This window comes from Nesterenkonia sandarakina (assembly GCF_003003175.1).
In the GTDB taxonomy this organism is placed as follows: Bacteria; Actinomycetota; Actinomycetes; order Actinomycetales; family Micrococcaceae; genus Nesterenkonia; species Nesterenkonia sandarakina_A.
In genome coordinates this window covers 189,237-212,972 of sequence record NZ_PVTY01000004.1, presented here as the reverse complement: position 1 = coordinate 212,972, position 23,736 = coordinate 189,237, and the positions used below count along the sequence as shown (strand labels likewise).

General features: G+C 67.9%; 25 protein-coding genes and 1 tRNA gene. 11 read left to right on the top strand and 15 right to left on the bottom strand.

The features are described 5' to 3' along the window. The first annotated feature begins 3 nt into the window (after window positions 1-3). Complete coding sequence (locus BCL67_RS04860; protein ID WP_106122318.1) at window positions 4-1,539, top strand: PTS ascorbate transporter subunit IIC; 1,536 nt, start codon at window positions 4-6, stop codon at window positions 1,537-1,539. Between the two features lie 66 nt (window positions 1,540-1,605). On the opposite strand, the gene BCL67_RS04855 is transcribed toward BCL67_RS04860, so the two are convergent. Continuing rightward, window positions 1,606-3,102: a mannitol dehydrogenase family protein gene (locus BCL67_RS04855; protein WP_106122317.1), complete on the bottom strand. Its 1,497-nt coding sequence runs from the start codon at window positions 3,100-3,102 to the stop codon at window positions 1,606-1,608. Window positions 3,103-3,137: 35 nt separating this feature from the next. Beyond that, window positions 3,138-4,088, bottom strand: a complete 951-nt coding sequence (locus BCL67_RS04850) for a sugar-binding domain-containing protein (RefSeq protein ID WP_106122316.1) — start codon at window positions 4,086-4,088, stop codon at window positions 3,138-3,140. A gap of 354 nt (window positions 4,089-4,442) precedes the next feature. Between BCL67_RS04850 and BCL67_RS04845 the strand changes: the two genes are divergently transcribed. Genes BCL67_RS04845 through BCL67_RS04835 form a run of 3 tightly spaced genes read left to right on the top strand, consistent with a single transcriptional unit; the run spans window position 4,443 to window position 7,460 of the window. Beyond that, window positions 4,443-5,675: an ABC transporter substrate-binding protein gene (locus tag BCL67_RS04845; protein ID WP_258174760.1), complete on the top strand. Its 1,233-nt coding sequence runs from the start codon at window positions 4,443-4,445 to the stop codon at window positions 5,673-5,675. 1 nt (window position 5,676) lies between these two features. Then, a complete protein-coding gene (locus BCL67_RS04840) occupies window positions 5,677-6,648 on the top strand; it encodes a carbohydrate ABC transporter permease (RefSeq protein ID WP_106122314.1) in 972 nt (323 codons plus the stop codon). Further along, entirely contained in the window at window positions 6,645-7,460 is an 816-nt protein-coding gene (locus BCL67_RS04835; protein ID WP_106122313.1) for a carbohydrate ABC transporter permease, read from the top strand. Before BCL67_RS04840 ends, BCL67_RS04835 begins: the two co-directional genes overlap by 4 nt. Before the next feature lie 16 nt (window positions 7,461-7,476). On the opposite strand, the gene BCL67_RS04830 is transcribed toward BCL67_RS04835, so the two are convergent. Further along, window positions 7,477-7,549 (bottom strand) — tRNA-Ala (locus tag BCL67_RS04830). A gap of 81 nt (window positions 7,550-7,630) precedes the next feature. On the opposite strand from BCL67_RS04830, the gene BCL67_RS04825 reads away from it, so the two are divergent. Both BCL67_RS04825 and BCL67_RS04820 read left to right on the top strand, forming a co-directional pair. Beyond that, window positions 7,631-8,506, top strand: coding sequence for a hypothetical protein (locus tag BCL67_RS04825; protein ID WP_106122312.1), 876 nt, complete (start codon window positions 7,631-7,633; stop codon window positions 8,504-8,506). Next, window positions 8,499-9,068 carry a YdeI/OmpD-associated family protein gene (locus tag BCL67_RS04820; RefSeq protein ID WP_258174759.1) on the top strand — a complete coding sequence of 190 codons (570 nt, stop codon included), beginning with the start codon at window positions 8,499-8,501 and terminating at the stop codon, window positions 9,066-9,068. The genes BCL67_RS04825 and BCL67_RS04820 overlap by 8 nt, the downstream gene beginning before the upstream one ends. Here the strand turns inward: BCL67_RS04820 and BCL67_RS04815 are convergent. From BCL67_RS04815 to BCL67_RS04805, 3 genes are all read right to left on the bottom strand, one after another. Further along, a complete protein-coding gene (locus BCL67_RS04815; RefSeq protein WP_106122311.1) occupies window positions 9,065-9,505 on the bottom strand; it encodes an SRPBCC family protein in 441 nt (146 codons plus the stop codon). The two genes, BCL67_RS04820 and BCL67_RS04815, sit on opposite strands and share 4 nt — an antisense overlap. 52 nt (window positions 9,506-9,557) lie before the next feature. Further along, window positions 9,558-10,187 carry a TrmH family RNA methyltransferase gene (locus BCL67_RS04810; RefSeq protein WP_106122310.1) on the bottom strand — a complete coding sequence of 210 codons (630 nt, stop codon included), beginning with the start codon at window positions 10,185-10,187 and terminating at the stop codon, window positions 9,558-9,560. Window positions 10,188-10,250: 63 nt separating this feature from the next. Continuing rightward, window positions 10,251-10,922, bottom strand: a complete 672-nt coding sequence (locus BCL67_RS04805) for an O-methyltransferase (RefSeq protein ID WP_106122309.1) — start codon at window positions 10,920-10,922, stop codon at window positions 10,251-10,253. A 122-nt stretch (window positions 10,923-11,044) separates the two neighbouring features. Here BCL67_RS04805 and BCL67_RS04800 point away from each other — a divergent pair, with 122 nt between their 5' ends. After that, on the top strand, window positions 11,045-11,572 hold the full coding sequence (locus BCL67_RS04800; RefSeq protein WP_106122308.1) for a GNAT family N-acetyltransferase: 528 nt from the start codon (window positions 11,045-11,047) through the stop codon (window positions 11,570-11,572). Between the two features lie 57 nt (window positions 11,573-11,629). On the opposite strand, the gene BCL67_RS04795 is transcribed toward BCL67_RS04800, so the two are convergent. Next, on the bottom strand, window positions 11,630-12,430 hold the full coding sequence (locus BCL67_RS04795; protein WP_106122307.1) for a GAP family protein: 801 nt from the start codon (window positions 12,428-12,430) through the stop codon (window positions 11,630-11,632). Window positions 12,431-12,557: 127 nt separating this feature from the next. On the opposite strand from BCL67_RS04795, the gene BCL67_RS04790 reads away from it, so the two are divergent. Together BCL67_RS04790 and BCL67_RS04785 are read left to right on the top strand one after the other, a co-directional pair. Next, entirely contained in the window at window positions 12,558-13,826 is a 1,269-nt protein-coding gene (locus BCL67_RS04790) for a sensor histidine kinase (RefSeq protein ID WP_181255887.1), read from the top strand. Then, window positions 13,823-14,512 (top strand): response regulator, encoded by a 690-nt coding sequence (locus tag BCL67_RS04785; RefSeq protein WP_106122305.1) that lies wholly within the window; start codon window positions 13,823-13,825, stop codon window positions 14,510-14,512. Before BCL67_RS04790 ends, BCL67_RS04785 begins: the two co-directional genes overlap by 4 nt. A 19-nt stretch (window positions 14,513-14,531) precedes the next feature. On the opposite strand, the gene BCL67_RS15965 is transcribed toward BCL67_RS04785, so the two are convergent. From BCL67_RS15965 to BCL67_RS15360, 6 genes are all read right to left on the bottom strand, one after another. Next, a complete protein-coding gene (locus BCL67_RS15965; RefSeq protein WP_106122304.1) occupies window positions 14,532-14,732 on the bottom strand; it encodes an endonuclease domain-containing protein in 201 nt (66 codons plus the stop codon). Between the two features lies 1 nt (window position 14,733). Further along, window positions 14,734-15,018, bottom strand: a complete 285-nt coding sequence (locus tag BCL67_RS15180; RefSeq protein ID WP_146131079.1) for a hypothetical protein — start codon at window positions 15,016-15,018, stop codon at window positions 14,734-14,736. Window positions 15,019-15,559: 541 nt separating this feature from the next. Next, complete coding sequence (locus BCL67_RS04770) at window positions 15,560-16,837, bottom strand: MFS transporter (protein WP_106122302.1); 1,278 nt, start codon at window positions 16,835-16,837, stop codon at window positions 15,560-15,562. 19 nt (window positions 16,838-16,856) lie between these two features. Continuing rightward, window positions 16,857-18,392 carry an NAD(P)-binding domain-containing protein gene (locus BCL67_RS04765; RefSeq protein WP_258174757.1) on the bottom strand — a complete coding sequence of 512 codons (1,536 nt, stop codon included), beginning with the start codon at window positions 18,390-18,392 and terminating at the stop codon, window positions 16,857-16,859. Window positions 18,393-18,524: 132 nt separating this feature from the next. Next, the gene (gene pyrE / locus BCL67_RS04760) at window positions 18,525-19,130 is read right to left on the bottom strand and encodes an orotate phosphoribosyltransferase (protein ID WP_106122300.1); all 606 of its coding nucleotides are present in this window, start codon (window positions 19,128-19,130) and stop codon (window positions 18,525-18,527) included. A gap of 13 nt (window positions 19,131-19,143) precedes the next feature. After that, complete coding sequence (locus tag BCL67_RS15360) at window positions 19,144-19,935, bottom strand: potassium channel family protein (RefSeq protein ID WP_181255886.1); 792 nt, start codon at window positions 19,933-19,935, stop codon at window positions 19,144-19,146. A 186-nt stretch (window positions 19,936-20,121) separates the two neighbouring features. Between BCL67_RS15360 and nadE the strand changes: the two genes are divergently transcribed. Beyond that, window positions 20,122-20,949 carry an ammonia-dependent NAD(+) synthetase gene (nadE, locus tag BCL67_RS04750; protein WP_106122299.1) on the top strand — a complete coding sequence of 276 codons (828 nt, stop codon included), beginning with the start codon at window positions 20,122-20,124 and terminating at the stop codon, window positions 20,947-20,949. Between the two features lie 39 nt (window positions 20,950-20,988). Next, window positions 20,989-21,792: an exodeoxyribonuclease III gene (locus BCL67_RS04745; RefSeq protein WP_106122298.1), complete on the top strand. Its 804-nt coding sequence runs from the start codon at window positions 20,989-20,991 to the stop codon at window positions 21,790-21,792. A gap of 101 nt (window positions 21,793-21,893) precedes the next feature. On the opposite strand, the gene BCL67_RS04740 is transcribed toward BCL67_RS04745, so the two are convergent. Continuing rightward, a complete protein-coding gene (locus BCL67_RS04740) occupies window positions 21,894-22,700 on the bottom strand; it encodes a DUF4282 domain-containing protein (protein ID WP_106122297.1) in 807 nt (268 codons plus the stop codon). Between the two features lie 393 nt (window positions 22,701-23,093). Continuing rightward, window positions 23,094-23,669, bottom strand: a complete 576-nt coding sequence (locus tag BCL67_RS04730) for a sigma-70 family RNA polymerase sigma factor (protein WP_106122295.1) — start codon at window positions 23,667-23,669, stop codon at window positions 23,094-23,096. Window positions 23,670-23,736: the final 67 nt, after the last annotated feature.

Below are 23,736 nucleotides of genomic sequence, written 5' to 3'. Positions count from 1 at the left end.
CACATGGACTGGCTCGTCGCAATCCCGGAATTCCTCGTCAACGAGATCCTCTCTGTCCCGGCGTTCCTGATCGGCATCATCGTCGCCGTGGGACTGATCGCGCTGAAGAAGTCCACCGGAGCGATCATCGGTGGCGCCATGAAGGCAATACTCGGCTTCCTGCTCATCGGTGCAGGCGCGGGGCTCGTCGTCGCGTCTCTGGACCCGCTGGGGGTCATGATCCAGGGAGCCACCGGCGCCCAAGGTGTGATCCCCACCAATGAAGCCATCGTCGGCATCGCCCAAGAGACCTACGGCGCGCAGGTGGCGTGGCTGATGATCCTGGGATTCGCCATCAGCCTGGTGCTCGCGCGGTTCACGCCGCTGAGCTACGTCTTCCTCACCGGGCATCACATCCTTTTCATGGCGACGCTGCTGACCATCGTGCTGGCCACCGCCGGCTACTCAGGGCCACTCACCGTAGGACTGGGCGGCGTTCTGCTGGGCATCCTGATGGTCTCCCTCCCTGCCTTCTCTCAGCCCTTCACCCGAAAGATCACCGGGGATGACAGCATCGCCATGGGCCACTTCGGCACTGCCGGCTACGTCGCGGCAGGAACGGTCGGTCGCCTCGTCGGCGGCAGGTCCAGTCGATCCACTGAGGACCTGAAACTGCCCGAAGGGCTGCGGTTCCTTCGCGACTCCATGGTCGCGACGGCGCTGTCGATGGTCATCATGTACGTCGTCGTGGCCCTGATCTACTTCGCACGCGAAGGTGAAACAGCGTACGAGGCATTCGACGGCGGAGCCGAGAACCTCGGCAACTTCATCATGCTCTCGGTGACCCAGGGGCTTCAGTTCGGCATCGCCGTGGCAGTCATCCTCTTCGGCGTGCGCACCATTCTCGGCGAGATCGTCCCTGCGTTCCAGGGCATCGCCGCGAAGATCGTGCCCGGCGCCATTCCGGCCCTCGATGCACCGATCGTCTTCCCCTACGCCCAGAACGCGGTGCTCATCGGGTTCCTCTCCAGCTTCAGCGGCGGACTGGTAGGGCTTGCGGTCCTGACCCTCTGGTTCAACCCGGCTCTCGGCCTGGCGCTGATCCTCCCGGGTCTGGTGCCGCACTTCTTCACCGGCGGCGCCGCTGGCGTCTATGGCAACGCGACGGGTGGTCGGCGCGGCGCCGTGGCAGGAGGCTTCGTCAACGGGCTGCTCATCACGTTCCTGCCGGCGCTTCTGCTGCTGGTCCTGGGTGACTTCGGCTCCGCGAACACGACGTTCGGAGACACCGACTTCGGCTGGTTCGGCATCCTCGTCGGCTACGGAGCAGGCATCGGCTCCATCGGCGGCATCGTGGTCGTCGCCGCCCTGGGGCTGCTGATCCTCGGCGCAGCGATCCTGGTGCAGCGCCGCGTCGTCGACCGCGACTGGGACGCCTCGCCGCATCGCCCCGAACAGGCAGAGCGGCCCAAGACTGAGGCTCCTGTGGCCGGCGCCAGGGGTCAGTATCCGAAGATCACGCCGCCCAAGGGCGCGCCCGCACCACCTGCACGGAGCTAGATCCCCGCGCCAGAGCGGCGCACTAAGATCACCCGCATCGAGGCCTGCCCGGCGTGACCAGCAGCCCTACGCCACGAGCCGCCGCAGGAGCACCCGGGCGCCCTCGGCGCGCAGCGTCTGCAGCGCCTGGGCATAGGGTTCGGTGAAGGCGGGCTGTTCCACCAAGTCTCCGAAGAGCTCCTCATCCCGCAGGAACGCCAGGATGTCCTCGTCGTGGGCGGCCGCTCGGGCCATCACGCGTTCGCGCAGCCGGTCCATCACGTCCCACTGCTCACCGTTCTCGCCGGTGCCCTCGGCGTAACGCGCCCAGGACGCCACGATCGCCGCCGAGGCAGTGACATCGCGTCCGGCGGCAAGATTCTCCCGGATGACCGGGACCAACCAGGTCGGGATGCGGTCGCTGGATTCTGCGGCCAACCGCGTCAGTGCGTCTGCCACATATTCATTGCTGAAGCGCTCCATGAGCTGGTCCTTGTACTGACCCAGATCGGTGCCCGGAACCTCCCCCACGGAAGGGGTGCCCTCGTGATCCATGTAGCTCCTGCGGGTGAACCGGGCCAGGTCCTCATCGTTGACCGCCTCATGGGCGTAGGCGTGTCCGAGCAGCAGGCCGAAGTAGGCGATGGCCTGGTGGCTGCAGTTCAGCAGCCGCAGCTTCATCAGCTCATAGGGCTCGACGTCCTCGACCATCTGCACCCCGACCCGTTCGAACGGCGGTCGGCCAGCAGGGAAGCGGTCCTCCAGCACCCACTGGATGAAATCTTCACAGACCACGGGCCAGGCATCCTGCACGCCGAAGTTCTCGGCAACCATCGTGCGGTCAGCATCGGCGGTGACCGGCGTGATCCGGTCCACCATGCAGTTGGGGAACGCCACGTGCTCGGCGATCCACTCCGCCAGCTGCGGATCCTTGCGCCCGGCGTAGGCGAGCAGCATCCGCCGGGCCAGGTCGCCGTTGCCGCGCACGTTGTCACAGGACAGGACGGTGAAGGGTTGTTCCCCGGCGTCCCGACGACGACGCAGCGCCTCGATGACATACCCGAACATGGTCTTCGGCGTCGCACCCGAGGCGAAATCGGCCTCCAGATCCTCAGACACTGCGAGAGTCTCGAACTGGAACTCCCCGGTCGAGGCGTTGTAGTTGTAACCACCCTCGGTCACGGTGAGGGAGACGATCCGCACCGCGGAGTCTGTCATCCGCGCGAGGACCGCCTCTGGGTCATCCGGGGCGAAGAGATATTCGGCCAGTGTGCCGATCACCCGGGCATCTCGAGTGCCGTCGGGCGCCTTGGTCACCAAGGTGTAGAGCCCGTCCTGCGGAACCAGCGCATCCCGCATCCGCACGTCTCCCGGCAGCAGACCCACACCACAGATGGCCCAGTCCATGGCGTCGCCGTCGTTCATCAGCCGGTCGAGGTACAGCGCTTGGTGTGCCCGATGGAACCCTCCAACGCCGAAATGCACGATCCCGATATGCCGCTGGGCGAGATCATAGGTCGGCACCGCCGGAGACTCGGGAGCATCGGCGATCTGGTTCAGCGAGGAAGCTTTGAGCGTGATCATGGACACACTGTACCAAGAGCACACTCATATGAGCACTACGATATTCTCATCTGTGAGTTTCCGAGCTTGTCGACAAGCCGTGCGGCAAGCTCCGCCGGAACCACGAGATCGTCGACGAACCCCGCTCGCACCGCAGCGATCACGGCTTCGGGGTGATCCACGGCCGCGGCGACCGCCACCACGTGAGCTCTGCGCAGCTGCTCCGGACGGACCCCGATCACACGGTCCTCCATCCCCGAGAGTGCGATCTCACCGTTGACATCCATCAGAATTCCGGAGCACTCGGAGACCACGCCGCCCTTTTGCGCCTGCACCTGCTCGTCGGCGTTGAGTCGATCCCAGAAGGTGGAAGTCCCGGGGCCCCATGCGCCGATGGCAACCACGGCGACGTCGAGCTCGTCGGCCGCCTTCAAGGCCGCACTCACCTCCGCCACCCCTCGCAGCGCCGCGGCCGACTCTGCGGTGTCCATGATCAACGGGGTGGGAAGCGGCCACCCCTCCCCTCCCGCCGATGCGCCGACCGAGTGGATGAGTGCCGAGGACGCCGCGGTGGACGTACCCGGCGCACTCAACGCACCGACCAGCTGCACCACATCTACACGCGGCAGACCACTCAGGAATTCGGGCAGATGCATCAACGTCCGAGACCACGCGACACCCAGGCGGCCACCCTCATGCAAGCGCTGCGGCAACAGGGCTGCAGCGTGACGGGCAAGAGCTGGGCGCATCAGCTCATCGGGGCGCGGGGGCGCCACTGTCACCGAATTGATCCCGAGTGACTCGCGAAGTCCGGCGAACTGCGGATTGGGGTCCGTGGGGTCCTCGATGGTGATGCGGACTATGCCCTTCGCGAGGGCCTCGTCCAACAGGCGGGCAACTTGAAATCGGGAGACATCATGCCGTCTGGCGATCTCGACCTTCGAGAGCCCCTCCCTGAAGTGCTCGGTGGCAATCGTTGCCAGCAACACCAGATGATCCGCAGCCATTGTTCCTCCATGCTCAGTTCAGGCGAGCATAACGGCCACGCCGGCTGAGCCTGAACTCAGCCTCCGACACCCGGCTCAGCCGCACCCGGGGACACCTGGGAATCACCGCCCTGCATTGCTCCCATGACATTTTGTGACTACAGTCACCTAGCAAGTGAGCGAACTATGGCTATCAAATGAGCAGACCTCCCCGCTGGATCTCACAGAACGGAAGACACTATGAGAAGCAAAGGACCAGGACTGACGAGGCGAACGCTTCTCGGCGCGGGCCTTGGCGGCGCAGCGCTGGCGCTGAGCGGATGCAGCGGAGGGAGGACCGGGGCCGGGGGACGGGAGTCGATCGTCGTCGCCATCGTGTCCAACCCGCAGATGCAGGACGCCATCGGACTGATCGAGAACTTCCGGGCCGCCCACCCGAACATCGACGTCCGCTTCGTCTCGCTGCCAGAGAACGAGGCACGCGCGAAGATCACCGCCTCGGTCGCCTCCGGGGGCGGCGAGTTCGACGTCGTGATGATCTCCAACTACGAGACCCCCATCTGGGCGGCCAATGGCTGGCTGACCAACCTCGACTCCTATATGTCCGAGACCCAGGGGTACAACCCCGACGACTTCATCAGCACCATCGGCGACGCCCTCTCCTACGAGAACAATCAGTACGCCGTGCCCTTCTACGGCGAGTCCAGCTTCATGGTCTACCGCGAAGACCTCTTCGAAGAGGCCGGGCTCAGCATGCCGGAACGACCCACCTGGGACCAGGTCCGCGAATTCGCCGAAGTCCTCCACGCACCTGATCAGGGACGCGCAGGCATCGCCCTGCGCGGGCTGGCCGGCTGGGGCGAGAACCTCGCGCCGCTGAACACGGTGATCAACACCTATGGCGGCCGCTGGTTCGATATGAACTGGCGCCCGATGCTGGATTCCCCCGAGGTCGAAGCCGCGGTGAACACCTACGTGGACACGGTGCGGAGCTGGGGTCAGCCCGGTGCCGCCACCGCGGGATTCGGCGATTGCCTCACCCAGGTCGCCCAGGGCAACGCGGCCATGTGGTACGACGCCTCCTCCATGGTCAACGGCATCCAGGACCCCGGGTCCTCCCTGGTCGGGGACAAGGTCAACTACACTCTGGCCCCCACCATGGAGACCGACTACGCCGGCTGGCTCTACGCCTGGAGTCTGGCGGTGCCGGCGACCAGCCCACGTAAACAGGCCGCGTGGGACTTCATCGCCTGGATGACCCACCCCGATTACTTCCAACTGGTCGGCGAGGAACTGGGCTGGGAAGCGCTGCCCCCGGGCTCGCGGGACTCCACCTACGAGATCCCGGAGTACGCGGAGATCGCCAGCAACTACGCCAGGCCGACCCTGGACGCCATGGGCAACGCCGACCAGGAGAACTGCATGGTGCACGAGGTGCCCTACGACGGGTTGCAGTTCGTGGCCATCCCTGAGTTCCAAGACCTGGGAACCCGCGTGGGACAGCAGATCTCGGCCGCCATCGCCGGTCAGCAGACCGTGACCGAAGCGCTGGACCAATCGCAGCGCTTCGCAGAAGCCGTTGCCCAGACCTACGGATGGGAGGCCTGAGATGACGACGACGCAGAACCCACCTGCCGCCGTCGCCGGCGAGGCTCACACCACGACGAAGCCGACCGCGCCTGAGAAGTCACGGGTGCGGTCCGACCGCGCCGAGGCATGGCGCCGCCGTGCGCCACTGATGCCGGCGCTGATCTTCCTGATCATCGTCACGCAGGTCCCTTTCCTGCTCACGATCTGGTACTCGCTGCGTTCCCGCAACCTGCTGCGTCCCGAGGGTGAACAATTCGTCGGCCTGAGCAACTACGGCGACATCTTCCTGGACTCCACATTCCGGCAGGCGGCACTGAACTCGGTGCTGATCACCTTCGGCTGCGTGATCGTCGCCATGCTGCTGGGTCTTGGCCTGGCGCTGCTGCTGGACCGCAAGTTCTTCGGCCGCGGAATCGTGCGCACCCTGTTGATCACACCGTTTTTGATCATGCCGGTGGCTGGGGCGCTGCTCTGGAGCATCTCCATGTTCAACCCCACCTATGGGCTGGTGAACTGGCTGATCGGACTGGTGGGAATCTCGCCGGTGGACTGGACCAGCGAGTACCCGATGTTCTCGGTCATCGTCGCCCTGGTGTGGCAGTGGACGCCCTTCATGATGCTTCTGCTCCTGGCAGGACTGCAGTCTCAGGCGCGGGATGCTCTGGAGGCAGCCTCCGTGGACGGCGCCTCGGCCTGGCAGACCTTCCGCTACATCACGCTGCCCCATCTGCGCTTCTACCTGGAGCTCTCCGTGCTCCTGGGCGCGATCTACGTGGTCAACACCTTCGACCACATCTACCTGATGACCGCCGGAGGCCCCGGGACGGCCAGCGCCAACCTGCCGTTCTACATCTACCAGCGCGCGTTCCTCGGCTTCGACATCGGCCAGTCCGCGGCCATGGGCGTGGTCACCGTGATCGCGACCATCGCGCTGGCACTGCTGGCGCTGCGGCTCATCTTCAAAAGCATCAACGCGAAGGAGCAGTCATGAAGAATCCGGTATGGGGCCGCCTCCTCTCCGTGGCCACTTGGATCGTCGCGCTGATCTTCTTCGCCCCGGTGGCATGGATGGTTCTCACCAGCTTCAAGCAGGAGACCGACGCCGCAAGCTCGCCTCCCAGCTTCTTCTTCGAACCCACGCTGGACCAGTACCGGGTGATCTTCGCCTCCGACGCCGGGCCCTACTTCATGAACTCGGTGATCGCCACCGCTTCGTCCACCGTGCTGGTGCTGATCCTCGCAATCCCGGCTGCCTATGCACTGAGCATCCGACCAGTGAAGCGGACACAGGACGCATTGTTCTTCTTCATCTCCACCAAGATGCTTCCGGTGGTCGCCGTGATCATGCCCATCTACGTGATCGCCGGCCAGATCAGGATGCTGGACAACATCGCGACGCTGATCATCCTCTACACGGCGATGAACCTGCCCATCGCGGTGTGGATGATGCGCTCCTTCTTCCTGGAGGTCCCAGGCGAGGTCCTGGAGGCTGCCTCGCTGGATGGCGCCTCACTGCTGGGAACCATGCGCCGGGTGCTGATTCCGATGGTGGCACCGGGGATCGCGGCCACCTCGCTGATCTGCGTCATCTTCGCCTGGAATGAGTTCTTCTTCGCATTGAACCTCACCGCGGCGAACGCGGCCACAGCACCTATATTCCTGATGAGCACGATGACGTCGGAGGGGCTGTACCTTGCCCAGCTCTCGGCCGCCTCAGTGCTGGCCTCGCTGCCAGTGGTCCTGGCCGGCTGGTTCGCGCAGAAGCAGCTGGTGCGCGGACTCTCCATGGGTGCGGTCAAGTAGAACAAGCCCGGGAAAGTGGAGCTAAGGGGAGTCGAACCCCTGACCTCGTCGATGCGAACGACGCGCTCTACCAGCTGAGCTATAGCCCCATGCCACGCCGCGTGAACTGGAAACCTGACTTCTCCGGTGAACTGGACCCGCGGCGTCGGCCCTTACAGGATAATGGATGTGTGACTTCCACTGCTGAGGCTGCGGCCTTCAACCCCACCCCGCCCTTCGGACTGCTGCTCGACGTGGACGGGCCCATCGCCTCTCCGGTCAGCCGCTCCGTCGCCATCGAGTCGATCGCCCAGGACCTGACTGACATGGCCAACCAGGGCATCCCGGTCATCTTCAACACCGGACGCTCGGATGACTTCATCGCCCAGCAGGTGATCCCGCCGATGCGCGCCGCCGGGCTGCTGCCTGATGCACCGGTCTTCACGATCAGCGAGAAGGGCGCGGTCTGGGCCGCGGTCACGCCTGAGGGCCTCGGCGAGATCCACATCGACGAGGAGCTCAAGCTTCCCACCGCCCTCTTCGATGACATTCGGGACCTGGTCGCGGAACGCTTCAGCGGGCACATGTTCTTCGACGAGACCAAGCGCTCGATGGTCTCGGTGGAGCAGTCCACCGAGGTGGAGAACAAGGACTACCTCGAGGCGCAGAAGGAGTTCGACGCCGCGATCCCGGCGCTTCTGAGCAAGCACCAGCTGGAGCATGTGCGGATCGACCCCACCATCATCTCCACCGATGTCGAGCACGAGGGCGTGGGCAAGGACATCGGCGCGGAGCGCACCCTGAGCCTGCTCGAGGCGCGCGGGATCACCGCGCAGACCTGGTTCACCATGGGCGACTCCCGCACCGACTACGCCATGGCCACCTGGCTGCACGAGCGCGGACTGCCCGTCTCCCACGTGGACGTGCGCCCCGAGGACGGCATCCCGGAGACCGAGTACGAGGTGCTCACCTCCTCCACCGGCGCGATCCACGACGAGGCCGGGGCGGAGTTCCTCAGCCGCTGGGCCGCCGATCCGCAGAACACCAGGGCCGGCCGCGGTGACTGAGCACCCTGAGCTGACCCTGCCCGACGTCGCCGCCTGGCGCGCCTGGCTGGATCAGCACGAGGACAGCTCCGACGGGGTCTGGCTGGTGATGGCCAAGAAGGGCGTCACCACGCCGACCTCGCTGAGCTACGGCGACGCGCTGCAGGAGGCGCTGTGCAGCGGGTGGATCGACGGGCAGCGCAAGGCGCGGGACGAGACCACGTTCCTGCAGCGGTTCACGCCGCGGCGGAAGATCTCGATCTGGTCGCAGCGCAACGTCGGCTACGTCGAGGCGCTGATCGCGTCAGGACGGATGCGGGCGCGCGGCTTCACGGAGATCGAGCGGGCGCAGGCCGACGGGCGCTGGGATCGGGCCTACGCCGGCCAGGCCGGCGCCGAGGTGCCGGCCGATCTCGCCGCAGCCCTGAAGGCCTCGCCCACGGCGAAGACGACCTTCGAGGCGCTGGGCAGCCAGGCCAGGTATCACGTGCTGCACCAGCTGATGATCGCCGCGAGCCCGAGGACCCGGGCGCAGCGGATCGAGAGGTTCCTGGAGAAGCTGAACCGCGGGGAGACGCCCTAGGGACTGCCCCGGCCGGCGCAGGCCCGGAGATCGGACTGCACCGCTTCGCTCAGCTGCCGCAGGTGCTGGTGCCACCCGGCTTCGTGCTGGGCGGGCAGCGTCGGCGGTGTCCCGGCGCGCTGAAAGCCCTGCTCGGTGATGGTCACCTCGGTGGACTCCCCGTCCGGGATGAGCCGGACCTCCACGGAGAGGTGTCCGCTCCAGGACGGTTCGGTCCAGTCGAACGCCAGGAGGAGCGGCGGCTCGACGGCGGTCACCACTCCCCGGGCGTGGCGGGTCACACCGTCTTCGGTCCACGTCTCGTGCAGCGGCGCACCGGGGCTGGCTTCGAAGTCCATGCCCGGCCACCACGCTGAGCGCGCCAGCGTCAGCGCCTGCCAGACCGACTCCGGGGCCGCTGGAATCGGGAGTGAGATCGTCACGCGATCTGCTGTCATGGGTCGGACCTTAGCCGCCGCTCAGCTCCAGGCACCAGGCCGCGGGGCAGGTTCAGCCGGCGAACCGGTGCTGCCGGATCCAGGCGTGCATCGCGATCCCGGCGGCGGTGCCGGCGTTGATGGACCGGGTGGAGCCGAACTGCGCGATGGACAGGGTGTCCTGCGCGGCCTCGCGGACCTCGTCGCTCAGCCCGGGACCTTCCTGACCGAAGACCAGCACACACCGCTGGGGCAGCGGGTAGGTCTCGATCGGCCTGGAGTCGGGGAACAGATCGACGCCGAGCACAGGCAGTCCCTCGGACTCGGCCCAGGCCACGAACTCCTCCACCGAGGGGTGGTGGCGGACATGCTGGTAGCGGTCGGTGACCATGGCCCCGCGGCGGTTCCAGCGGCGGCGCCCGATGATGTGGACCTCTTTGGCCATGAATGCGTTGGCGGTGCGCACCACGGTGCCGATGTTGAAGTCGTGCTGCCAGTTCTCGATGGCCACATGGAAGTCATGCCGGCGGGTATCGAGGTCCGCGACGATCGCGTCATGCGACCAGTAGCGGTACTCATCGACGACGTTGCGGCGGTCGCCCTCACGCAGCAGCTCCGGGTCGTAGTGCTCGCCCGTCGGCCAGTGCCCCTCCCACGGGCCCACGCCGATCTCGCGTTCGGTGGGCTGCCCAGTCTCGTCCATGGATTCGAGGCTATCCCACCGGCGAGGCCCCGGAATTCGGCGGTGCCGGTGCGCTGGTCCGGGCTAGTTCACCCGCGCCAGCAGGAACCCGTCCCAGCCCTTGAGCCCCACGGTCTGCAGCGCGGTGGCGCTGAGCCGCTCATCGGCCTCGATCAGTTCCATGAGCGTGCGGATGCCCTGGATGTCTGGGTCGGTGCTGTCATGTTCGAGCACCGCGCCCGAGCGCACCACGTTGTCGATCACGATCACCGTGCCCGGGTGTGAGAGCTCCAAGGATGCCTCGAGGTAGTGCGGGTTGTTCGCCTTGTCCGCGTCGATGAACACCAGGTCGAAGGGCTCGGCCCGCTCCTCGATCAGCGCGCGTGCGGAGTCCAGTGCCGGGCCGATCCGCACCTGGATCCGCTCGGCGACCCCGGCGGCGTGGAAGTTCCGCCGTGCTACCTGCACCGCCGCCGGGTCGATGTCCAAGGTGACCACCGCGCCGTCGTCGTCCATGGCGCGCGCCATCCAGATGCTCGAATACCCGGCCAGGGTGCCGAACTCCAGGACCCGGGTGGCGCCGCTGATCTGCACGAGCAGCCCGAGGAACGCTCCCATGTTCGCGGTGACGTCGATGCCCGGGGTGGCGGTCTCGGCAGAGCTGCGCCGAGTGTCCGCGAGCGCCTGGTCCTCGTGGATCAGGTGCGTGGTCAGGTAGGTGTCGACGGCGGCGAAGTCATCCTGTGCTGTGCCCATGGGAGCACCTTAGGCCGGAGGCCGCGGCGGGGACCAGAGATGAGGCGTCCGGAGACGGGTCCGGAGCCATGCCCTGCGACGTGCCTGCGGACGGCCTGTGCCTCGAAGATTATGCTCCTGCTATGCCTGATGCTGCCTCCCCCGATGCCGTGGGCATCCGTGACGTCCAGTCGCGCGATCTTCCTGCGGTCAGGGCGATCCAGACCCACTACGCCCACCACACGGTGACCACGTTCAGCGAGGAGCCGATGAGCCTGGCGGAGTGGCTGGCGAGCCTCGAGGAGAAGCGGGCTGCGGGCCATCCCTTCCTGCTCGCGGAGCAGGACGGGGTGATCCTCGGGTTCGCCTATGCCGGGCCCTGGCGGTGGAAGTCCGCCTACCGGCACACCGTGGAGGACACGATCTACCTTCGTCCGGGCGCGGAGGGTCGCGGGATCGGACGCAGGCTGCTCAGCGAGCTGCTGTCCCGGTGCGAGGCTGCGGGGTACCGCCAGGCGATCGCGGTGCTCACCGACGACGCCTCCACCGCCGCGTCCTACGCGCTGCACGCGAAGCTCGGGTTCACCGAGGTGGGGCGACTGGCCGACGTCGGAGTCAAGCGCGGCCAGACGCTGAGCACGGTGCTGATGCAGCGATCGCTGGGGAGCTGAGCGCGGGTCTCGGCCCGTTTCCGGCACCGTGCGGGTGACGGGGCTTGAACCCGCGGCTCACACCAGCGGCACGTTCCACCCGGCATCGTCCAGCCCGCCGAGTCCGTTCAGTCCCATCCAGAGCCCGATGAGGAACAGGATCAGCGCCACCGTCCCGCTCGCGTGACGGCTGAGGGATCCCTCGAGCCGGCGCAGCGGACGCTCGAGGGCCCGGTGTGCGACCACCCGGGCGGTCAGCAGCAGCGTCGCGGGCAGGATCATGACCGCACAGTAGAACAGGATCAGCGCCGGAGCCGCCGGGACGCCGGGGTCCGCGGCCGCGACCAGCCCGATCCCGGCCAGATACGGCAGCAGCGTCGCGACCTCGATGCCCACCGCGGCAAGGCCCAGGCCCATCAGCGGGCCGAGCCCGCCGTGGGCACCCTCCCCCACCGCCCGCTCCCGGAACCGACGCAGCCGACCCGCGGATCCGCGTGCCTCCTCGCGCCGGCGCTTGCGCGCCCGGCCCGCCTCGGACAGCGGGTCAAGCCGGAAGCTGTAGGCGATCAGTCCCGCACCCAGCACCACCTGCCCGAGGAGCACCACGGGCATCTGTTGCGCCTCGCCGAGCGAGCTGATCAGCCGGTCCCCGAACAGCAGCAGACTGGTCAGCAGCACCATGCCGACCAGGGCGTAGGCCCCGGCGACCACCGCGAGGTAGATCAACACCCTCCCTGCCCGCAGCCGACCCGAGCTCATCAGCAGCCACACCGGGATCAGCAGAGTGCCGAAGCTCGTGGAGTCCAGCAGTGCGAGCACGCCCAGCGCTCCCAGCAACGCAGCGAGGGAGTCCACACTGGGCAGCAGTTCGTTGATCATGCGACTCAGCCTGCCCCGCGCGGCATGGCGGCCACATCGGTCGAAGGATCGAGACCGGCGGGGCGGCGCCGTCGTCCTCAGCCTTTAGCAGGAGGCGGAGCGCGCGCCGCTGTGGTCGAATATGGGCATGAGGCCGAGCTTCCGGGGACACCTGCAGTCGCTGCTGACGCTCGGCGTCGCACTGCTGATCCTCGCCGTGGGCTGGGCCGGGGTGGCCGAGACGCCCTGGTGGCGCGCACTCGGCGTCACGTCGCAGCAGTGGTGGCACCTGATCCCGCTGGGTCTGATGGCCTTCGCCCTCCTGATCCGGATTCGGCGTCCGGTGCTGGCCCTGGTCCTCGGCGGCGGCATCGCGCTGTTGGATCTGAGCATCGGCTTCAACATCGGGATCCTGCTGTGCGTCTCCGACCTGGTCTATAACCTGGGCATCCGCGGATCCCGGCGCGCGGTGCTGGCCGCTGCGGTCGCGCTGACTGCGGGCACCGTGGCCAGCGGCGTGGTGGCGCTGGCCTTCGGGGCGGACTGGGAAGGGGCGCTGAGCATCGCGCTGGTCGGATTCGCGGTGCTGCTGATGCCGCTGTGGTGGGCGGCGGAGGTCCGGCGCGGCTACCCGCTGTGGCAGGAGCCCGATGCCCGCCATCAGCTCGAGGCCGAACGTCACGCCGGGATGCTGCGGCGACAGGCGAGTCAGCGCCGGCAAGCCGTGGAGCAGGAGCGGCAGCGGATGGCGCGCGAGCTCCACGACGTGGTCTCCTCGCAGGTCTCCGCGATCGCGCTGACCTCCGGGGCCGTGCTCAATGCCGCCGCCGACACCGAGCGGGACCGCCGGGCGCTGGGCAGCATCCGCCGGACCAGCGTGGAGGCGTTGGAGCAGCTGCGTGAGATGGTGCTGCTGCTGCGCGGAGAGGGCAGGCCGAGCAACGCCGAGACCGTGGACTACGCGGAGCTGCTCGACGGGACGAACTGGACGGACGTCCTGGCCGTCGCGCAGGACCGCGGGATGCTGCTCAGCGTGGAGGGTGAACCGCCGGAGAGCCTCTCCCCCGGTCAGCACCACGTGCTGCTGCGTGTGCTGCAGGAATCCCTGATCAACGCGCAGAAGCACGGCCAGGCGCAGGCCACGGTGTCGGTGCGCCAGAAACGGCAGCGGCTTCTGCTCACGGTCACCTCCCCGGTGCTGGGTGAGTCTTCCGCGTCCCGCTCGCTCAGGACAGACGACGACGCCGCGTCCCGCCTCGGGGCCGGTGTGGGCCTGGCCGTGATGCGTGAACGGGTCCAGCTGGTCGGAGGGTCCCTGCGCGCCGGACCGGTGCGCGCGAAGTCTCCGCTGACTCCCGGCGGTCCTACGCTGTGGGCAGTCGAGGCCGAGTTTCCGCTGAAAAGGGTGCGTGGATGACCCAGGACATCGTCACGGTGGTGCTCGCCGATGACCACTCCAGCATCCGCGCGGGACTGCGGCTGCTGCTGGAGACCGCCGAAGGGATCAAGGTGATCGGAGAGGCCTCCGACGGGGCCGCCGCGGTGGGGCAGGTCGCGGCGCTGCGCCCCGACGTGGTGCTCATGGATGCGCGAATGCCGGGCACCGACGGGATCGCCGCCACGCGGAAGATCGTGGCGGCATCGGGGACGCAGGTGCTGATGCTGACCACCTTCGACCTCGACGAGGTGGTGTTCGGCGCGCTCCGAGCCGGAGCCGCGGGGTTCCTGCTGAAGTCGGTCGAGCCTGCCCAGCTGATCGACGCGATCCGGCGTGTGGCGGCCGGCGACGGGGTCCTCGCCCCCGAGGTGACCCGGAAGCTGCTGCGCGAATTCGCGGACGGGGGTTCTGGCGAGCCTTCGGAGGTGGAAGCCGGGCCCGCCTCCCCCGGCGGGAGTTCTGGAGAGCTCTCGGAGCAGCTCACCCCGCGTGAACTCGACGTCCTGGCTGCGCTGGGTCGCGGACTGTCCAACGCCGCGATCGCGCAGGAGCTCTACGTCAGCCTCGCCACCGTGAAGACCCACGTCTCGAGCATCTTGGCGAAGCAGCAGCTGAGCTCGCGCATGCAGGCGGCGATCCTGGCGCGAGAAGCCGGACTGGCCTAAGGGTCTGGAGGCAGCGCGGTCACCTGAGCGCGAGCGCCGCGCGGACCTGGGCCACCGCCCGCTGGAATCCCTCACGGGCGTCCTCTGCGTTGAAGCGCAGCACGCGCCAGCCTTCCGCAATGAAGATGTTGTCCCGTCGCTGATCCGCTCGCTGCTGCTCCGGGGTGAAGTGGGTATCCCCCTCGTATTGGATCGCGATCTTCCACGCCTGGTACGCCAGGTCAGCGTGCGGCGACCAGCGACTGCGGCTTCGCGGGAACCTGAAGCTCGGGCTCCGGCAATCCTGCCCGGATCAGAGCAAGCCGGAGCAGGGTCTCCTGAACAGAATCCGCGCCCACTCGGATCCACTCCAGGGCGGTGAGGCAGCGTCGTCGTCCCGGGACGCCGCGGGACTCGTCCAGGAGCACTCTGAGCTCCCCGAGGGTGGCATGCGGCGCCGTCCGGCCCTCGAACCGAGGATACGGATGCCGCACCAACTGGTCCCCCATGATGATCAGCTCGCGCACGCTGCAGAGACTGGCGAGGTCAAGCCAGGTTCGCGCGGGGGTGCTGAGCCGGAGCCCCTCCCGCGTGGTCACATCCTGCGGGCGAAGCGCGACGCGATGCCCGCACACCCCCTGCCTGCGCGTGTACGAGTCTGGTTCCAGCGCATGGGAAAGGTGAAGACGGTGGTCCCTCAGGAGACGGCCAGGAAGCCAGAGGCCGTGGACCTGGGCGGCGGTGGAGTGGGAGGCCCATGCGTCTGGGCGCTCCCTCAGGAGTGCATCCGCTTTCAGTCGGAGCGTCGCGCATGGGGAGTGTCGATCTGCGAGCGCCTGGACCGCATAGACCCCGGAACCCAGCGCGACGACGTCTCTGCGTCGGAGGCGTTCCCTGGGCACGCCCCATCGCAGAGCCTCGGCGGCGGTGAAGGCACGTGCGGTGAGCTCCTTCGGCAGTGCGTGCATGGGGGGGGGCAGTGTGCCCAAAGCGCCCGGACGTACCTCTGGTTATCCACACACCTGCATCGAGTGGGCGATTTGAGGGACTTTTCGAGTGGTTCCGGCCCTATTTCTCCCTCATATCGCCCACTCGATGATGCGAGGGGATGCTGGCGGCGATCGCGATCAGTCCGAGCGCCGCGAGCCCGGCCAGGACGCCGAACATCGCCTCGTAGCTGCCCAGCTGATCGGCGAGGATCGCCCCGAGGAACGGGGAGACCGCCACCGCCAGCATCAACGGCCCGTTGAGCACCCCGGAGAGCCGACCGTACTCGCGGGTGCCCCATCGGTCGGTGACTGCGGTGGCCTGGAGCAGCGTGACGATCCCGCGCGCGACGCCGGCCGCCATGGAGATCGCGACCAGCAGCACCGCCGCGGTGATGTTCCAGGCCAGCGCCGCGGTGGTGATCGCCAGCAGCGCGTAGATGACCACGCTGCGCTGCCGCACGGTGGTGCCCCGATCGAGCCGCGCGTAGAAGAAGCGACCGATGACCTGCCCGACCCCGCCGAGTCCGAGCACCCAGGCGGCCACCATCGGAGAGACCCCTCGCTCCACGAGCATCGGCACCAGGTTGATCAGCCCGGCGTACATCGCCACTGCGCCCAGCGCCATCCCGACCACCAGCAGGAGGTAGGCGCGGCTGCGCATGATCGCTGCGGCGTAGCCAGGGGGTCGCGGGCTGAGTGAAGGTCGAGCACCGGGGTGCGCCGCGAGCTCAGCGGCAGGCTCAGCCGCGCCCCCTGCCACATCGCCAGCCGGTCCCTGCCCGATGTCCGCGGGCCAGGGGCGACTCAGCACCACCGCATGCACCGGCACCACCACGACCCCGAGCGCCACCGCCAGCACCACATAGGTCTCGCGCCAGTTCAGCTGGGTCGCCAGCGCTTCGGTGACCGGAGCGAAGACTGTGCTCGCCAGGCCCCCTGCGAGCGTGACCATGGTCAGCGCGAAGATCCGTCGGGCGCCGTACCACCTGGTCAGCGCCGCGAATGCAGGTGGATACAGCGTCCCGGACATCGCGACGCCGATGAGCAGCCAGCCCAGCAGGAACACCCAGTACGACGGCGCGGCGGCGACTGCCAGCAGCCCCGGAACCGCGAGCGCTGCGCCCGCCGTCATGATCAGCCGCGGTCCGCGCCGGTCCAGCACACGGCCCAAGGGGATCCCGAGCAGACCGGAGATCACCAGCGCGGCGGAGAAGGCAGCCGTCAACGCGGTGGCGGACCATCCGGTGTCGGCGGCGATGCGAGGCTGCAGCACCGGAAATGCATAGAAGAGCACACCCCAGGAGGTGATCTGGGTCAGGCACAGCCCGAGGAGGACCGCCCGCTTGGAGGGGTGCACCCGCCCAGTGTCGCGGACCTCAGCCGGCGCGACCGTGCAGCACGCCGGTGGAGGCCCCGATGCGCGCCGCGGCGCCTGCTCCGACGGGTTCGGGCGAGAAGCTGGAACAGGACTGCGCCGCGTCCGACGCGGGGGCACCACAGGACTGCGCACCGTCAGCTCCCGGCGCGTCCACCCCAGCCGCGTGAGCCCCAGACCCAGCCTCAACCCCGGCGTCGGGATCCGGGGCGCTGACCCCCGAGCAGACCCCGGTCTCCGGCAGATTCAGACTGCGTGCCGCCGCATCGGCCCCGGCCAGGTGTGCCGCGATGGATCGCACCTGCTCGTAGCCGGTGGCGAGCAGAAACGTCGGCGCTCGCCCGTAGGACTTCATCCCGGCAAGGAAGAAGCCTTCTTCCGGGTGAGCCAGCACGTCAGCCCCGTGCGCCTGCACCGTTCCGCAGGAGTGGAACTCGGGATCGATCAGCGTGGCCAGCCGGCGCGGGGACTCCACCGCAGGATCCAGCTCGATCCGCAGTTCGCGCAGCATCTGAAGCTGCGGGCGGAACCCGGTGGCTGCGGCGAGGTAATCGGCCCGGGTGCGGCGACCATCGGCGAAGGAGACTTCCAGAGCGGCGGTGACCGCGTCGTCGTCGGACTGGGGGGCGTGGGAATGGGAATCACCCGGCTGGGACGCCGCACTCGGCTCCACCACGGCCAGCGCGTGGACCTCGGCCCCGGTGTGCAGCGTGATCTCACCTTCCTCCACGAGTCGGCGCAGCCGCTGTCCCAGTGCGCCGCGGGCGGGCAGCTGGTCTGCGTCCCCGCCGCCGTAGACCCGTTCGGCAGACTCGCCGCGGATGGCCCAGCTGATCGTGGTGGCGTGGTCCCTCCGCCTCAGCGCGGCCAGGTTCAGCAAGGTGTTGACCGCGCTGTGCCCGGCACCCACGACCAGGATGTGGCGCCCGCTCAGCCGGTCGGCGTCGACGCCGAGCACATCGGGCAGCGAGCCCAGCAGCCGCCGGGCCACCTCGGGACGCTCCTCCCCCAGGGCGGGGAGACCCGCGGCTCCGAGCGGGTTCGGGGTGCCCCAGGTGCCGGAGGCGTCGATGACCGCGCGGGCGTGCAGCTGCAGCACCTCGCCGGCGTGGGCCACGCGCAGCACGAAGGGCTCACCGGTGCGGGCCTGGACATGGGTCTTGTCGCGCTCCCCCCGGCTGATCGCGAGCACCCGGTGATCGGTGCGGATCCGGCCTGCCAGCTCGGGAGTGTTCGCCAGCGGCTCGAGGTAGTCGTGCACGAGCTCGGCGCCGGTGGGCAGCGCGGTGGCCCGTGGGGACTCCCAGCCGGTGGGGTCCAGCAGCCGCGCGGCGGCGGCATCGACGTTGTAGCGCCAGGGGGAGAAGAGCTTGATGTGGCCCCACTCGCGGATGGAGGCGCCGACCTGGGACTCGGCCTCGAGCACCAGCGGCTCCAGTCCCTGCTCGAGCAGGTGCGCCGCGGCGGCCAGTCCGGAGGGACCGGCTCCGATGACGACGACGGGCAGCTCAGCGATGCTGGCAGGTGAGGCTTTCATGGTGACTCCATCTCGAGGTGCCTGGCCGTCGTGCGACAGCAGACGGACAAGCATCGACGTTCTTCGATATCTCGAGCCTAGACCCCTATATCGATGAACGTCAATGGAACCCCGAGCGGGGTCGGCGCTGGATCAGTCCAGACCGAGGTCGTTCTTGGAATATGCGAACAGGTAGGGCACCCCGGCGGTGGCTTCGATGTGCTCCTTGGCGCCGGTGTCTCGATCGACGATCACCGCGACCGCCTGCACGATTCCGCCGGCGGCCTGCACGGCCTCCACCGCGGTCAGCGCGGAGCCGCCGGTGGTGGAGGTGTCCTCCAGGACGACGACCTTCTGGCCCTCTACGCTGGGGCCCTCGACCTGGCGGCCCATGCCGTGGGACTTCTGCGCCTTGCGCACCACGAACGCATCCGTCGCCGTGCCGTCCTGCGCGGCGGCATGCATCACCGCTGTGCCCACCGGATCCGCACCCATGGTGAGACCACCGGCGGCGACGTAGTCGATGCCGGCGTCCGCGAGCAGCGTCCGGATGACTCGCCCGACCAGCGGTGCAGCCTCGTGCTGCAGGGTGATCCGGCGCAGATCGATGTAGTAGTCGGCCTCCTTCCCGGAGGACAGCGTCACCTTCCCCCGCACCACCGCGAGCTCGCCGATGAGCTCCTTCAGGCGCTGGCGATCGGCGGCAGGGTCGTGGGTCTGCGGGGCGTGCTGCGGGGATCCGGCGGCGGTCTCAGTCATGGGACCATCCTAACTATGGCCCCGACTGCGGCCCGGCGGCCCCGCGGTCCGGACCCGAGTCCACCGCCGGGCCCGAGTCCGTCACGGAACCCGCGTCCGACGCCGAGTCCGGGTCCCGCACCGGCGCATTCCCGCTGCGCGCTCCATCGGAACCCCTTGCGGCCTGCTCCTGCGCCTCGACGATCCGCTCGACGAGCCAGGAGGCGATCGTCGCGGTCACGGAACCGATCAGCGCGATGCCCGCCAACATGAGCCCGATCGCGATGAGCCGGCCCAGTGGGGTCACGGGATAGTAGTCGCCATAGCCCACCGAGCTGACGGTCACGAAGGCCCACCAGATCGCGTCCCCGAATCTGGTGATATTCGCGCCCTCGGCGTTCTGCTCCGCGTCAAGGACACCGAGCGCGGAGACCAGCACCAGCATCGCCGAGACGCTGGCGACATAGACCGACACCTGGCCCCGCAGGGCCGAGCCCATAGTCCGCTGCAGCACGGCCACCACCTTGACCAGGCGGAGCAGCTGCAGCGGTCGAAGGAAGGGCAGCGCCGCCATCGCGAGCTCGTGCAGGTGGGTCACGAACCAGCGCCGCCGATGCCGGACCAGCGCCAGGCTGATCGCGTAATGCAGGGCGAATATCACCCAGACGGCGATCAGGAAGATCGGCGGCCAGGAGATCTCGGAGGGCCTTGTATTGGCCAGCACCAGATAGGCATATACCGCCAGAAAGGCCAGCGAGACGACGGTCAGGGGCACCTCGGTGACCTTCACCCAGCGGCGATACCGCGCGCCATAGTCCGGCGCCATGACAGATTCCCCCTCCGGCCCGCAGGGTGATGTCGACTCAGCGTACCCAGCCGCCCTCCCGGCAGCCATGCCTCACGCACCGGTCGGATCTGCCGCACCTGCCCGATCTGCCGCCCGCCCCCAGACCCTGCTGACACACAGGCTCCAGTGATCTGGCCGAAACCTGCTCCTGAGTAGACTCGGATCATGCGTGAGCTACAGACAGACATCGTGGAAGAGATGGGCGTCAAGCCCGAGATCGATCCCGCAGAGGAGGTCGGTCGCCGCGTCGACTTCCTGGTCGAGTACGCCAAGACCGCCAAGGCCAAGGGGTTCGTGCTGGGCATCTCCGGCGGCGTGGACTCCTCGCTGGCGGGCAGGCTGTGCCAGCTCGCCGTCGAGAAGCTGCGCGAGCAGGGCCACGAGGCTCAGTTCCACGCGGTGCGGCTGCCGCACGGCGTTCAGCACGACGCCGACGACGCCGCCGCCGCGCTGGACTTCATCGCCCCGGATCACACCCACAGCGTCAACATCGAGAAGGCAGTCACCGGAGTGAACATCGCCTTCGACGAGGCCTTCGGCCGTCCGATGCAGGACTACCACCGCGGCAACGTGAAGGCCCGGCTGCGGATGACCGTCCAGTACGCCATCGGCGGTGAGAACAACGCGCTGGTGGTCGGCACCGATCATGGCGCCGAGTCCATCACCGGCTTCTTCACCAAATACGGCGACGGCGGAGCGGACATCCTGCCGCTGTTCACGCTGAACAAGCGCCAGGTCCGGCAGCTGCTGCGCCACCTCGGCGCCTCCGAGACCATCTGGTCCAAGGCCCCGACCGCTGACCTGCTCGATGACAAGCCCGGCCAGCTCGATGAGACCGAGCTCGGGATCAGCTACGACCACATCGACGACTACCTCGAGGGCCGGGAGATCCCGGACAGCGAGGCCGAGATCCTCGAGAAGCACTACCTGCGCACCCGGCACAAGCGCACGGTCCCGGTCTCCATCGCGGATGACTGGTGGCGCCACAGCTGAGCCCGGCCCCCCGCGGGCGCCGCTGGTAGTTTTGACCCCATGCGGATTGCGACATGGAATGTGAACTCGATGCGGGCCCGAGCCGACCGGGTCGAGGCCTGGCTGGATCGGTCGGACGTGGACGTCCTGGCGATCCAGGAGACCAAGTGCAAGGACGAGAACTTCCCCTGGGAGCTCTTCGAGGCCAACGGCTACGACGTCGCCCACTTCGGACTCAGCCAATGGAACGGCGTGGCCATCGCCTCGCGCGTCGGCATGAAGGACGTCGAGCGGACCTTCCAGGACCAGCCGGTCTTCGGCAAGGGCGGCAAGGATCCGATCCAGGAGGCCCGTGCGATTGCCGCGACCTGCGGCGGAGTGCGCATCTGGAGCCTCTACGTGCCCAACGGGCGCTCCCTGGAGGACGAGCACATGAGCTACAAGCTCGCCTGGCTGCGTCAGCTCAACGAGCACGCCGAGTCCTGGCTGAGCGAGGACCCGCAGGCCCAGATCGCGCTGATGGGCGACTTCAACATCGCCCCGCAGGACGAGGATGTCTGGGACATCGACTTCTTCCGCGAGCAGGGCCTGACCCATGTCTCTGCGCCCGAGCGCGAGGCGTTCCAGGGGTTCCTGGACAGCGGATACACCGAGGTCGTCCGGCCGCACACCCCCGGCCCCGGGGTCTACACCTACTGGGACTACACCAAGCTGCGCTTCCCGAAGAAGGAGGGCATGCGCATCGACTTCGTGCTGGGCTCCCCGGCACTCACCGAGCGCGTCAGCTCCGCCTCCATCGACCGCGAGGAGCGCAAGGGCAAGGGCGCCTCAGATCACGCCCCGGTGATCGTGGAGCTGGACTGACCTTCTCCCGGTACTCCTAGACCCGCAGACGACGACGGCGCCCGATCCCCACTGGGAGGATCGGGCGCCGTCGTCGTCGTCTCCGGTGAAGCCCGGAGGGATCAGCGGCGGTTCTTCAGCTCAGATCGCAGCGCTTCGATCTCGGAGCGGGTTCCTGCGGTGTTCTGCGAGGTGCGGACCAACGCGATCATGAACTCCAACGAGATGCGGATCAGGATCAGATAGATCGCGGCGGGGATCCAGCCCAGCAACAGCGCTGTCACGCCGGCTGCGGCACTGTCGGTGAAGGACACGACGACGATGAACAGGTACCCAAGCACCAGGAAAGCGATCAGGATCGCATAGATGAACTTGGCGAACTTCACGGCCACGAAGCTCTGGAATGAGAAGTCGAAGAGCGCCGCGAAGAAGTTCTTGCCCTCAGGCGACCGGTTCGTCGTCGGCGTTCCCTGATTCTGCGCGTACTGCTGCGGATACGGCTGCTGATATGACTGCCCGGAGTACTGGCCGCCGTACTGCTGCCCACCCGGCCCTGACGGCGCCTGGCCAGGCTGAACCTGGCCCGGCTGACCCTGGGCAGGGTAACCCTGCTGCTGCCCATAGCCGTACCCCGAGGTCCCGAAGCCGCCGCCGGGACCCTGCTGGGGCGGAGTGGCCGACTGGCCGTAGGGCCTCTGGCCGGGGTGGGCTGGACCCGTGCCGGGCTGGCCTGGACCCTGCCCGGGCTGGACGGGACGACCCTGCTCAGGGGCCTGACCGGTTGTGCGGGGGTCACTGGGCGTGCTGCCCAGCGGTTTGGTCGGCTGGTGGGCGGCCGAATCGGTGTCGCCACCGGTCTCCTCCGGGGCCCGACCCGTGGTGGGATCTTCGCCTTCGGTCGGATCGTTCTGGCCTGGATGCTGAGTCAAGGCGCCTCCTGTGCTGTGTGGTCGCTCCGCGTCCTGATCAACCTATACGAGGAGATCCTGCACCGTCGAGCATTCTCCATGCAGGTCAGCTCACCGCGCGGGGCCGATCGGAAAGCTGGGAGCGCACCATTCTCACCGCCTGGAGAGTGCGGGTGCACAGGGCCAGATCAGGACGCGGGGTACGAGCTCGAGTGCCCGTCTTCGCCGTCTGAGTCTCGACCTTCTTCGAAAGTCTCTCTCCGGATTCGCTCTTCCAGGCCGGAGGGGGGCGTTTCCTCGCGCCAGGTCACTTCTGCCGCTTTCAAGCGCGCGGCCGCGGCACGAAGCTCAGCGAGTTCCACGTCGATCGACGGGTCTGCAGCTCGAGCCTCGTTGAATTCCTGCCGCTCATCGTCACTGAGATCGCCCGTCAGCGCCCCGGCGATGAGCTCCTCCCGCCGCGAAGGCATTTCCCTCATCGTAAGCGTTTCCTCCCAGTGCCAGTCGCAGTGATCTCAGTCCGTAATACATCCGCGTCCGCAAGGTCGCGACCGGAACTCCCGTCTGAGCCGAGAGCTCTTGGTAGCCTACGCCGTCCAGCTGGACAGCGGTAATCACCTCCCGGTGCTCGAAGGTGAGGGTCGCGAGGGACTCATAGAGGACCAGCCGCTCGATGATGACGAGGTCTTCCGTCACCGGCTCACTGGCCCACTCGATCTTCTCAGGGTCTGAGGGTGCCGGGCGCCGGGAGCGTGCTCGAAGAGAGTCAATGACCAGGTTCCGTTCGATGGCAAACAGCCAGGTCCGCACCGAGCCTCGCGAGCTGCTGTACCGATCCCTGTTCCGCCAGGCCCTGATGAAGGCCTCCTGGACGCAGTCCTCCGCCTCAGCTCGATCCCCCAGCGCGTTGAGCGCGAAGGAGAACAGGGCCGCTCCATGATCAGCGAAGGCTTCCCGGACATCGAAGGGCCTCTCATCCTCTGGGGACATCGAGGGCACCCCCCGGCACAGCCAGATCCAGCACGACACGATTGCTGTGACCGAAAGATGTATGCCG